Source organism: Pseudomonas sp. HMSC063H08 (assembly GCF_001813645.1).
Lineage (GTDB): Bacteria > Pseudomonadota > Gammaproteobacteria > Pseudomonadales > Pseudomonadaceae > Pseudomonas > Pseudomonas aeruginosa.
The window spans coordinates 1-11,675 of sequence record NZ_KV813521.1; the positions used below are offsets into that span (position 1 = coordinate 1).

Annotated in this window: 6 protein-coding genes; all 6 read right to left on the reverse strand. The window is 67.8% G+C overall.

What is annotated here, in order from left to right; all coding sequences use genetic code 11:
- Nucleotides 1–330 precede the first annotated feature (330 nt).
- Nucleotides 331–2,187 carry a DUF2075 domain-containing protein gene (locus HMPREF2924_RS21850; protein ID WP_003127466.1) on the reverse strand — a complete coding sequence of 619 codons (1,857 nt, stop codon included), beginning with the start codon at nt 2,185–2,187 and terminating at the stop codon, nt 331–333.
- Between the two features lie 27 nt (nt 2,188–2,214).
- Nucleotides 2,215–2,595 carry a nucleotide pyrophosphohydrolase gene (locus HMPREF2924_RS21855; RefSeq protein ID WP_023094656.1) on the reverse strand — a complete coding sequence of 127 codons (381 nt, stop codon included), beginning with the start codon at nt 2,593–2,595 and terminating at the stop codon, nt 2,215–2,217.
- A gap of 394 nt (nt 2,596–2,989) precedes the next feature.
- The gene (locus HMPREF2924_RS21860) at nt 2,990–3,214 is read right to left on the reverse strand and encodes a SymE family type I addiction module toxin (protein ID WP_016263393.1); all 225 of its coding nucleotides are present in this window, start codon (nt 3,212–3,214) and stop codon (nt 2,990–2,992) included.
- Between the two features lie 164 nt (nt 3,215–3,378).
- Nucleotides 3,379–4,728 (reverse strand): coiled-coil domain-containing protein, encoded by a 1,350-nt coding sequence (locus HMPREF2924_RS21865; RefSeq protein WP_004363353.1) that lies wholly within the window; start codon nt 4,726–4,728, stop codon nt 3,379–3,381.
- The gene (locus HMPREF2924_RS21870) at nt 4,725–11,021 is read right to left on the reverse strand and encodes an AAA domain-containing protein (RefSeq protein ID WP_023094657.1); all 6,297 of its coding nucleotides are present in this window, start codon (nt 11,019–11,021) and stop codon (nt 4,725–4,727) included. Before HMPREF2924_RS21870 ends, HMPREF2924_RS21865 begins: the two co-directional genes overlap by 4 nt.
- Nucleotides 11,022–11,035: 14 nt before the next feature.
- Nucleotides 11,036–11,674, reverse strand: a complete 639-nt coding sequence (locus HMPREF2924_RS21875) for a 4Fe-4S single cluster domain-containing protein (RefSeq protein WP_003131031.1) — start codon at nt 11,672–11,674, stop codon at nt 11,036–11,038.
- Nucleotide 11,675: the final 1 nt, after the last annotated feature.

Genomic DNA, 11,675 nt, shown 5'->3' on the forward strand with positions numbered 1-11,675 from the left:
AAATCGGTGTCCGGGATCAGTAGACCACTACATTTTGCTTTCGGACGGCTAGTCAGTCGCGCTAACAAGCTCGGCACGAGGTCCTGTTTCTTGTTGTTAGGTGGTGTTGTTGGGGTTGGCGGCTTTTCCGAGGCATAGGGACTTTTGCGGGGAGTCGTTGAAGATCGTCAGGCATCGTGGGGCATCGGTGGCAGCGAGCGCCCTAAGTGAGGCTTTTAAAATCAATGATTTATGAGGTCGACCACTGGCATGGGGTACAAGGGGTAGAATATTAAAATCCCTCATCCCCATCTCTTTGCATGACGCGTCCACGATACCCTGGAAGCTGTCCTACCTCCCGCCACGTCCCCGAAAATACCTCGCCGTCTCCTCATCCGTACAAAACACGTAGCACCCCTTCATCCCCCGGGTCATCAGCGTCCGGTAGGTGTTCTTGATGATCAGGTCGGTCTCCTTCCGCGCCAGTTCCGGGTTTTCCTTCATCAGCTTCTTGTAGCCGCGGATGGACTTGTCGTGGCGGTCACGTTGTTCGGGGGCGGTGATGATCTTGCCGTCGCGGACGATCAGGTCCGGGCCGATGATGACGCCGATGTAGTCGACCTCCAGGCCCTGGCAGGTATGGATGCAGCCGACCTGTTCGATGGAGTTCTCGGCGATGATCCAGAGGCTGCCGTCCTGGTCGAGGTTCCATTGGCGCTGGTAGTCGCCGATGACGATGTCCTGTTGCCGGGGATCCTTCTTGCTGCGCCACGGCCAGCAGTAGCCGGCCACGACGCGGGCCTTGTTGTCCTGGTTCCGGGCGGCGATGGCGGCGTGCAGGGCCTCGGGGGTGTCGAAGACCTTGAATTCGTACTGGCTGGTGTCGAGTTGCTGGTTGGCTGTCGGGCGGATGTCGAGCACGTCGTCGAGCCAGGCGAGGTAGCCGTCCGAGCCATTGCAGCGGAACTGCGAGGCGAGGCTGTATTCCTCGACCGTGGCGCCTTTCGCCTTGGCGAACTCGCGGATGGCCTGCTTGCTGCCGATGTCGCTGAGGGTGACGCGTTGGTCTTCGTCGATGAAGAAGATGGCGCACTTGGAGGCTTCGATCAGTTCCTTGATCTGGTTTTCGCCGAGGTTACCGTAGAGCCCGCTCTTCTCGTTCAGGCGGTGGGCCTCGTCGACGATCAGCATGTCGAAGGTGTTGGGCTCGGTCTCGATGAAACCGCCGGAGCCGGTGAACATGTGGGAGAAGCGGCTGCGGGTGATGGAACCCACCAGCCTGGATTCGTAGACCTTGCGTGGCGCGGCGTTCTTGGACACGTACTTGCCGACCAGGCCGAGCCCGGTGAGGTGGACCAGCAGGTTGATCGCGACCACCGTCTTGCCGGTGCCCGGGCCGCCCTCGATGATCAGTACACGGGGATGCGTCTCGGAGGCTGACCTGGCCGCGGCGATGGCGGACTCGTAGATTTCCTTCTGGTCGTCGATCAGTACGAACTCCGGTTGGGCGGCGAGCAGGCCCTTGAGCGAGTCGGCCAGGGCCTTGGACGGGCGGATCCGGCCGTTGGCCAGCTCGTAGAGCACTTCCTTGGCGTCGCCGGTCCTGATGTGCTGCTTGATGAAGCTGCGCAGGCGCGCCAGTTCGTCCTTGCCCTTGAGGAACAGCGGGGCCTTTTCCATGTAGTCGCGGTAGTGCGGGGAGTCGATCACACCGTCGCGCGGGTAGTTGTGCAGGTAGGCACAGGGGCGGACGGAAATGCTTGCCTCGTAGACCGCCTCGTTGAAACCCTCCAGCAGGGTGGCGTAGGACCAGGCCTGGTAGGAGGGGTGGACGACCTCGCGCAGGCCATTGCCCAGGGCGGTGCGGACGATGGCGTCCTTGCCGGTGGCGCTGGCCTTGCTCCACTGCTTCAGTTCAACCAGCACCGCGTTCTTGGCTCCCGACTCGTCGCGCCCGGTGAGGGTGATGTCGATGCGCTTGGAGGTCTGGGGGATATGCAACTCGATGGCCAGGCCAGTGTCGTCGGGCACTTCCTCGTCGCGCAGTACCTTGGCCATGTAGCCGAGGGAGCCTTTCCACGAGTTGATTTCCGAGTTGCCGACGCTTTTGCCGGTGACCGCCTTGAAATGCTGGAGGATCACCTCTTCGATATCGTCGTTGTCGCTGTCTTGCAGGAACTGCTTCTTGGTCGCTTCGTAAACGATCACGTCGATCTTCCCTGATATGGCCTTTCTTCAGAACTGGTCGTATTTCTTGCTGCTATTCCGGGCTTTCTCTATCGGGTATTTCCGGTTGTTCTGCTCCAGCTTCTGCCGGGCGGCGGCATCCAGGTCGACGCCGAGGACCGAGGCCAGGCGCACCAGGTACATGAGTACGTCGGCCAGTTCGTCCTGCACCGCCTGGGCGGTGTCGGGATGACGCGCGGCGTCTTTCGACTGCTCCTCGTCCATCCATTGGAAGATCTCGCTGAGTTCGCCAACCTCGCCGGTCAGGGCCATGACCAGGTTCTTCGGCGAGTGGAACTGGGCCCAGTTGCGCTCGGCGGCGAAACGTTCGAGGGCGGCTGCGAGCTGGCCGACGTCTACCAGGGAGGAGGGGGGCGATGCGTTTGTCACGGCGATATCCAGGAATCTTTTCGGGCTGGCGGCGAGGCGGGGCCTCGGGCGTCTGCGACGCCATTGCCCGCCACCATACTTCCTTCAGACGAAGGGAGAAAGATCGTAGGGATTCTTCATGGGATAGGGGGCTACAAGCTGTCGGACATGCCCTCGGCGAATCGTCAGCCACCCATAGGTTTTTTGCTGCTTCCTGTAGTCCAGGAGTTCGCTTCACGCTGAGCTTGCTCTCCCATGCTGGCTTCAGCTCGAGGAGACAGCGGTGTCTGAGCGACGTTTTCCTACGAGGCCTGGCGTGCGAGCGCAGGGCGAGATGCGGCAGGAATGGGATGAAGGTTCACAGCGAAACCAGCGCCCCCTGAGCAGATACCCTCTGCCCGAGGGGCGCTTGGCCTCAATCCTCAACCACTTGCATGACAAGGCGCCGCCTGGTGACCTGAATGCTCACCTTGCAGCCAACCTCAAAGCCCGCAGCCTCCAGCCAGTCGCCGCTCAAGCGCAGGTAGGGAATTTGCCGTGGTTTGCCACGACGTTCCCAATCGCTATGACGGCTTTCATAGAGCTGGTAGCCGATCGTTAGAAGTCGAGAATTCGAAAGAGGGGATTTCTGGGTAGCCATGATTTTTTCCTGTGTAGGTAAAAAACCGCTTGGCTTTCGGGAGCGGCTAACCGCCTAGAGAAGGTGTGTTCAGCACCTGGCCGGCAGGGTAGCGAGGGGGCATCCAGGGGTCAAGCGATGGACTGCCCGGATCGAATGCCTCGCCGAGGCGCCAGCCGGCCCCTTCACAACCCCCTCTGCCGCACCACCCCCATCTCCTGCTGCTCTTCCTCGCCAATCTCCTTCAACGCCACTTCTCCCACTCCCAGCGCGCGTTCCACGCTGAGTTCGCCGCCCTGGGCGGCGAGCAGGGCCTGGAGGCGTTGGAACTCGCCGCACCAGAGGGTTTCGATGTCGCGGTCGCGCTGGCTGTCGCGGTTGGCGTTGAGGGCGACGGCGCGCAGTTGCAGGCGGCCGTTGTCGGCCTTGCCGCCGACTTCCAGGCCGTAGCCGGGGGTGGCGGGTTTGCGCAGGACGACCCTGCCGGTCTGCGCCCAGGCGGTGGCCATGCCTTCGCGGACTTCGTAGCCGAGGCTGGCGAGGCCCTGGAGCACGGCTTGGCGGCGGGCGAGGGCGGCCTGTTGCTGGAGGTGGGCGGTGAGGATGGCGTTGCATCGCTCGGTGAGTTCGGCGAGTTGCTGCGGATCGCTGTCGGGCTGGCAGGCGGCGGCGCGCTGGAGCAGTTCGGCGTGTTCGGCGGCGCCCAGGGCGGCGACTTCGCTGGCGAGGTCTTGCAGGTGTTCCAGTCGCTGGCGTTGCTGCTGGTGTTCGCGGGCGGCCTGGGCGAGGTCGAGGACCAGGCTGTCGAGCAGCAGGTTGCGGCGCTCCGGGCGCTGTTCGGCTTCGGCGCGGGCCAGTCGCTCGAGGAACGCTTGGGCGCTGGCCTCGCCTTGCAGCAGTTGCAGTTCGGCGATGTGCCGGTCGATGCGCGCCAGGTGCTGTTCGCGCGGGGCGTCCTGTTGCTGGCGGGCGCGCCACTGTTCCAGGGTGATGGGCGCTTCGTCGGTCTTCAGGCGCTGGGCGAGTTCGTACTGGGCTGCGCTGAGGCGTTCTTCGGTGGGAGCACTGGCGAGGGCGGCTAAGCCTTGGGCGAGCAGGGCTTCCGCGTCGTCGCGGAGGGCGCCGTCGGCCAGCGCTTGCAGGGTTTGCCGGAGTGCGGCGCTGGCGGCATCGGGCCTGGCGTCGAGGGCCTGGAGCAGGGCGCTGGCGTTTTCCTGGAGGCGGCGGTGTTGCTGGCGCGTTTCCGCGGCCTGGCGGATGGCGCGCTCTTCGCGTTCGGCGAGGTCGCGCTTGAGGAATTCGCTTTCGATCTTCACCTGTAGTTGCACGTCCAGCCAGCGTTCCTGTTCGAGCAGGGCGTGCAGGCTGGCGCGGCGGGCGTGGGCGGCGGCGCGCTCGGCGTCGCTGAGCTGGGCGAGCCGGCTGGCCTGGTTTTCCCAGCGCGCGAGGGCCTTGTCCAGGCGTTGCAGGTCGCGCTCGCAGGTGGCGATGGCTTCTTCCCGGGTGACGATTCGTACGACTTTCGGTCCGCTCATTGGGAGGCCTCCGCTGCTGCCGTGGGATGGGTTTCCGCGCTGGGCGCCAGGGCCTTCTCGATGGCGGCGCGCAGCCGTGCGCGTTCGTTGTCGCCGTCGTGGTACCAGCCCTGGGAGGAAACCCGGTGGAGGTGCGGGATCGCCCGTCGCAGCACCGAGGGTCGCCAGATTTCCCGGGCGCGGGCGCGTTCCAGCAGCGGGTGGCAGGGGGCGTCGCATTCGATGCCGATGGCGTAGAGGCCGGTGGCCGGGTTCTCGATGGCGAAGTCGAGGCCGAAGGCGTCGCCTTCGCTGGCGGGCGCGGCGGACCAGCCCAGCGAGCGAATGTACTCGCCGACGATCTCGCTGAAGCCGTCGTGCCGCTGGTAGTGCTGGCGGCGTTGGTCGCTGCGGTCGGTGTGCAGGCGCTCGAGCAGTTGGCCGGTACCGGCGAACTCGCCGGCGGACAGTGCGCGGGCGTATTCCAGGTAGCCTTGCAGGTAGTCGCGCGGGCTGCTCGGAGAGCGCTGGGTGCCGAGCATGTCGGAGATGTCGCCGATCGGCATCGAGGTGATCATCACCACCTTGCGCCGCGCGCGGGTCACCGCCACGTTGAGGCGGCGCTCGCCGCCGGTCTGCCCGAGCACGCCGAAGTTGCGCCGGAAGCTGCCCTGGCCGTTGCGGCCGAAGGTGGAGGAGAAGACGATCACGTCGCGCTCGTCGCCCTGCACGTTCTCCACGTTCTTCACGAACACGCCCATGTCCTCGCCGTCTTCGCTGCGCTCGCGCTCCTCGCTGTAGGCGGCGCGGAACGCCTCGTCCTGCTCGGCGCGCAGTTCCAGGCGCTCCTCGATGAGGTCGGCTTGCTTGCGGTTGAAGGTGACCACGCCCACCGACGGCCGCGCCGCGTAGGGTTGGCGCCAGAGTTCGGCGAGGTAGTCGACGACTCGCTCGGCCTCGCGCTCGTTGCTCTGGTTCTGGTACAGGCCGTTCACCTGGATCAGTTCCAGCGGCTTGATGCGCAGGATGTTGGCCTGCGGATGGCGTACCGGCACGCTCAGGCGGTTGCCGTAGAACGAGGCGTTGGAAAAACCGATCAGCTCGCGGTAGGCCGAGCGGTAGTGGATCTGCAAGGTGGTGCTGGGCAGGGCGTTGCGCGCCAGTTGCAGGAGGTCCGGGCAGTCCTTGATCTCGCGGCGGTTCCAGGTGTCCTCGTAGGCTTCGAGCTGCTCCTCGTCGGCGTCCTCGTCGGGCGCTTCGCCGTCGAACAGCTCGGCCTCGTCGCTTTCCACGCGGCTGGAGAAGAACGCGGTCGGCGGCATCTGCTTCTCGTCGCCGCTGACCACCGTGACCCGCCCGCGATAGAGGGTCGGTAGGGCGAATTCCACCGGCATCTGCGAGGCTTCGTCGTAGATCACCGTGTCGAACAGCCCGGCCTTGAGCGGCAGCACGCGGCTGGCCAGGTCGGGGTTCATCAGCCAGACCGGGCGCAGGCTCATCAGGCCGAGTTCGGCGCCCAGCTCGATGAACTCGCGCAGGCGCCGCGAGCGCTTGCCGGTCAGGCGGGTGACGTCTTCCCACTGCTTGCGGCTGCCCAGGCGCGCGGCGTCGATTCCCTTGCCGAGCAGTTCGCGGTTCAGCGCGCGCATCTGCACGTCGGCTTCGGCGAGGCTGGCGACCCTGGCCCTGGCTTCGTCCTGGCTGAACAGCAGTTCCGGATTGTCTTGTTCCAGGCGCTGCTTCCAGCCCAGCCGCGCTTCGCGATTGAGCATGCGGCGCACCGTGGCTTCGAGTGCTTCGGCGGGAATCGCGTCGAGTCGTTCCTGGCGCTGGCGCAGTAGGGCCAGGAATTCCAGGTCGGTGGCTTCGAGCTGGTTGGCGCGGCCACGGAAGCGCTGGTAGGCGACCAGTTGCGGCAGCGCCTCGCGCAGGCGGCCGAGGGCCGGCAGGTTGCTCTGGTTGCCGGCGATGGCGCGGTGCAGCTGTTCCAGCAGTTCGTCGCCGAGCCAGTCGGCGAGCACCTTCAGTTTGTCCAGGCTGAGCTGGCGAGCGGCCTGGCGGATCAGCGCGGCGTCGAGGTCGCCGAGCAGCGCTTCGAAGCGCTGTTTCTCGCCGGTGAGGATCACTACGTCGAGCTGCTCGGAGCGCGGCGCTTGGGCCAGGCCGCGAGCCAGGGCCTGGATCTCGCGCAGTTGCTGGCTGGCGTGGCCGGCCAGGTTGGCCAGTTCGGGGCCGGCGTCAGCGGCGAGCGCCGCCAGCCCCAGGCTCTGTTGCAGCGCCGCCAGTTGCCGGCGCAGCGGCCGCCACTGGCGCTCCAGGTCGCAGGCGCCGAGGAGGGTGGCCAGGCGGCTGTCGTCGTCGGCCTCGCCGTGCTCGCGCAGGAAGCGCCGCAGGCGGCCGCGCCGCAGCAGGCGCAGCGGGTTGAGCCGAGCCAGCCAGGTGCGTGCCTCGAGCACCTGGCGGGCGTGGGCCTGGAAGCGTTCGAGGTTGTTCTCTTCGAGCATGGCGAGGGCCGGCGACAGCAGCGGTGCATGCCGTTCGAGGTCGAGCTGGCGCAGTTGCCGTTCGATCTGCTCGGCCTCCGCCAACAGGCCGTCGCCACGGCTCGGCTGCCCTGGCGTGGCGTCGCGGAACAGCGGCAGCCAGTGGGCCAGGCGCTGGCGCTGCTCCTCGCGCAAATTCAGCAGGGTACCGACCTGGCTTGCCAGCCAGGCGCGGTAGGGCGTCGGGTCGTCGACCTCGAAGCTCGCCGGGTGTTCGTCGAGGGCTTTCTGCCGGGCGTTCTCCGCTTCGCCGAAGGCGCGCAGGCTGTCGGCGAAGGCTTGCAGGGTGGCCTGGTCGGTGGCGAAGGCGCGCAGTTGCGCCAGCGGGCTGCCTTCATAGTGGGCCGGTAGCCAGAGGCGGACCAGCGGCGCGCAGTTTTCCTCCAGGCGCGCCATGCTGCCGATGTCCAGCGCCGCCAGGCGCTGGCGCAGGGCCGGGAAGTCCAGCGGCGGCGAGCCTTTCTCCAGCTCGATCAGTTCGCCGAGCAGACGCCGGTAGCTCAGCCCGGTGGCCTCGTCCACGCGGTGCAGGCTCTGGTGGTAGCGGTCCAGTTCGCCTTCCAGCGCCTCGATACGCGCCGCCAGGCGCTCGCGCTGGCGCTCCCAGCCCTGGGCGCCGCCGGCGTCGGCGAACAGCGCTTCGAGTTGCTCGCGGATGTTGCGGATCACCGGTTCGCGGTCGCGGTTGACGTCGTTGAGCATGACGATGCGCTGGCCCAGGCCCTCGGCCACCAGGCGCTTGTGCACCACTTCCAGGGCGGCGTGCTTCTGGCAGACGATCAGCAGGCTGCGCTGGCGGCCGATGGCGTCGGCGACCATGTTGACGATGGTCTGGCTCTTGCCGGTACCGGGCGGGCCTTCCACCAGCAGCCCCGGGCTCTGCCGGGCCTGCAACACGGCGGCCTCCTGGGACGGGTCGCTGGCCACGGTGAAGTAGCGCTGCAACTCCGGCGGGCTCTCGCGGGCTTCCGGCTCGCCGTTCTCGCGCAGGCGCAGCGCGGTCTCCAGGCCAGTGCCGGAGGGCGGCAGGCTCTTCAACTGGCGCAGGTCCTCGCCGATCGCCTGGCCCATGAAGGTGACGTGGAACAGCACCGCGGCGCAGGCCAGTTGGTCCTGGTAGGGCGTGACCTCGGTGGAACTCGGCGGCAATCCTTCCAGCACCCGCCCGCGCGGGGTGGCGAGCAGGCCGAAGGCATCCATCACGTCGGCGGCGCGCAGCGCGGAGCGGCCGAGCAGTTCGTCGGCGACCTTGCGCCAGCGCTTGCACGGCTCGGGGCCGAGCAGGCTTTCCAGGGCCGGGTTGAGGCGCACTTCCTCGCGCTCGCCGTCGAAGGCCAGCGCCACCTGGCCGCGGCTGCCGACTTCCAGTTGCAGCTTCAGCGGCCACAGCAGCAGCGGCACGATGCGCGTGCGGGTGGTGCCGCGCGGGTCGCGGTTGAGCAGGAAGGGGAAGCCCAGGTAGAGCCCGTCGATGCCGGTGTCGCGCTTGTACAGCGAGCTTTGCCGGGACAGCGCGTTGAGCCGCACTTCCAGTTGCGGGTTGGCGAGGAAGCTGTCCGGGTCGAGGCTCACCGCGCGGGCGTTGCGTTGCAGCAGGTGGTCGAGCAGGGCGGCGGCGGGGCGTCGCGCGCTGTGCAGTTCGTTGAGGTCGATGCGTGGGGTGCTCTTGCCGATGCTCATGCGCACCAGCGGCCCGCGCATCACCGCGGCGACCACTTTCTTCTCGAAGAAATCGAGGATCTGCGACACGTACTGCTGCTTCTGCGGTTCCAGCCACTGTTCCGGCGGGATCGCCAGCAGCACCAGGACCCTCGCCAACGGCATGCGCCGCTCCAGGCGGAACTGCTCGGCCCATTCGTCGACCCTGGGCACGCCGCTGCGGGCGAAGCCGCTGATGCGTTCGTCGACGCGGCGGTACAGCTCCTGCCGCGAGTGCTGCAACAGGCCGCGCGCGGTCTCCGCGTCGAACAGGTGCACATCGGCGTCGCGGGCCAGGCCGGCGGCTTCCTCGACGATCGCCTCGGCGGCACGGAACTGGCCGATGTTGGCGCTGAGCAGGACGATCAGGTCTTCCTCGGCGATCACCCGGCGCTCGGCCAGGGCCAGCAGGCCGGGGTGCTCGGTGTCCGGCAGGAGGCGCTGGCGCTCCTGCCACTGCGCGGCGAGGCGCGCCCGCGAGGTCGACAGCAGGTAGATGCGCAACTGTTCTTCGGCGAGTTCGATGTGCTGGTGCAGGGCGCGCTGGCGGACGTTCTCGGCGCGGGTCTTGAGCCGCGACAGCCAGCTTTCGGTGTGCAACTGTTCGAGCAGGTCGGGGACCGAGCCGCTGATCAGCCGGTAGCCCTCCAGCGGATGCTCCAGCAGCCAGCCGGGGGTGACGATCTCGCCGCGCTGGATCAGCGGGATTTCCGGGTTCAGCAGCTTGAGCGCCAGCATCAGCCGAAAGTCGTCCTCCAGCCCCTCGTGCTGGGCCACCTGGCGCAGGCCGGCGAGCAGCCTGGGCGACAGGCCGATGTGCTCGGCCCAGGTGACGATCGCCCCGCGCAGCAGGTGGTCGAGGGCCTCCGCCCAGTGCTCGGCCTGGGCCGCGGCCAGGGCGAAGACCGTTGGCTTGCGGAAGCGCCGGGCGCCGAGGGCGATGCTGGCGCCTTCGGCGTCGTCCTTTTCGCTGTCCGCCGAGGCCGGCGCGTCCACCGCCTCGCCGTTCAGCCAGGCCTGTACCTGCGGCCACTGCCAGCGCTGGTGGCGGTCGCGTGCAAGCAGGCCGCGCAGCAGCAGGTGCAACTGCGGGTCGAGGTCGTCGGGCAGCGCTACGCCGTTGGCCAGCACGTGGATCAGGAAGGCGTTGGCGTTGACTCCTTCGAAGCAGGCGCCGCGGGTCAACTGCTCCAGCAGGATCATGCCCAGGCTCCACCAGTCGGAAGCCGCCGCCACGCCGCCGGCGATCGCCTCGGGGGCCATGTAGCGGCTGGTCTCCAGCGGCGAGACGATATCCAGGTCGAACTCCGACAGGCGCGCCGAGCCGAAGCCGCTGATCACCAGGTCCAGCGGCTCGTGGCTGCGCACCAGCAGGCTGGCCGGGCGCAGGTCGCGGTGGCGCAGGCCGGCTTCGTTGAACACGTGCAGGGCGTGGCCCAGCTCGCGGACCACGTGGCGCACCGCCTCGCGGTCCTCCAGCACGGTGCCGAGGTCGGCGAGGCTGCCGCCGGTGAGTTCCTCGACCACTTCGTAGGCGCGCTCGTCCCAGCGGCCGGTGGCGAGGATTTCCGGTACGTGTTCGCGCGGCAGGCGGCGGATCACGTCGTAGATCGCCGGGTCCGGCTCGGCGCCCGGGCGATACAGGGTGAGCACCGCCTGGCGGGCGCTTTCCGCATGTTCGGCCAGGTAGCGCTCGCGCACGCCGTCGCTGCTGGCGATCTGCCGCAGCAGGCGCCAGCCGTCGATCAGGGTTTCCGTGACGGCGGGCTGCGGCGTGGCCTCGGCCTGCATCGGCAGCGGGCCTTCGGCCGGCGCGGCGCCGCACTCCAGGCACATCAGGTCGCCGGGTTGCAGCGGGTGGCCGTTGGCGCAGAGCGGGGCGGACGCCGTTGGCGGCTCGCTGGCGGGCGGCGCGATGGCTTCCTGGGTCAGCACCGGCTGTGGTCGCCAGCCGGCGGGATGGATGGCTTCGGCGGAAAGGTCCCAGCCGCAGGGCTGGCCCTGGATCGAGCCTTCGCAGAAGATTTCCGAAAGCGAGCGTTCGCTCTGGCAGTTGGGGCAGAAACGTATCATCGGTATCGATCCATTCAGCGCGGCCGATGGGCGCTGACGCTAAGTTGGTGGCCCTGTTCGCGCAGCAGGTCCTGTAGCCGCAGCAGGTCGTCGCGGCGCGGGATGCCGGCCATCCACACGCTGCCGTCATGGTCGAACATCAGGTCGAGGGCCTTGTCGTCTTCGCGCAGTGGCCGCTGGTAGCCGCCAAGGCGCGAGCGGCCGAGGTCGGTGAGCAGGCTCAGGCGCTGGTTGTCGCTGCCGCGCAGGGCCAGGCTCTGTTCGGCGTGCTGTTGGTAGGGGTCGCTGATCAGCGCGTCGATCAGCCCGGCGGCCTGTTCCAGTTGCGCGTGCAGATGCTCCAGCGGGTAGCCGCTGTAGACCAGGATGTCGGCGCGGCTGCGCTGGCGCAGTTCGCCGAGCAGGGCGAGGAGGGCAGCGAACTGCTCGAAGGGTTCACCGCCGGAGACGGTGATGCCCTCGGCCTGCTCCAGCCATGGCTGGATGTCGGCGAGCAGGCGTGCCAGGGCGATGCGCCGCTGGCCCGGCCCCCAGGTATCGGCGGAGATGCAGCCGGGGCAGCGGATGCTACAGCCCTGGAACCAGATGCCCAGGCGCCGTCCCGGGCCCAGGGTGGTCACCGGGAAATGCACCCGCGACAGGCTCAGTTCCATC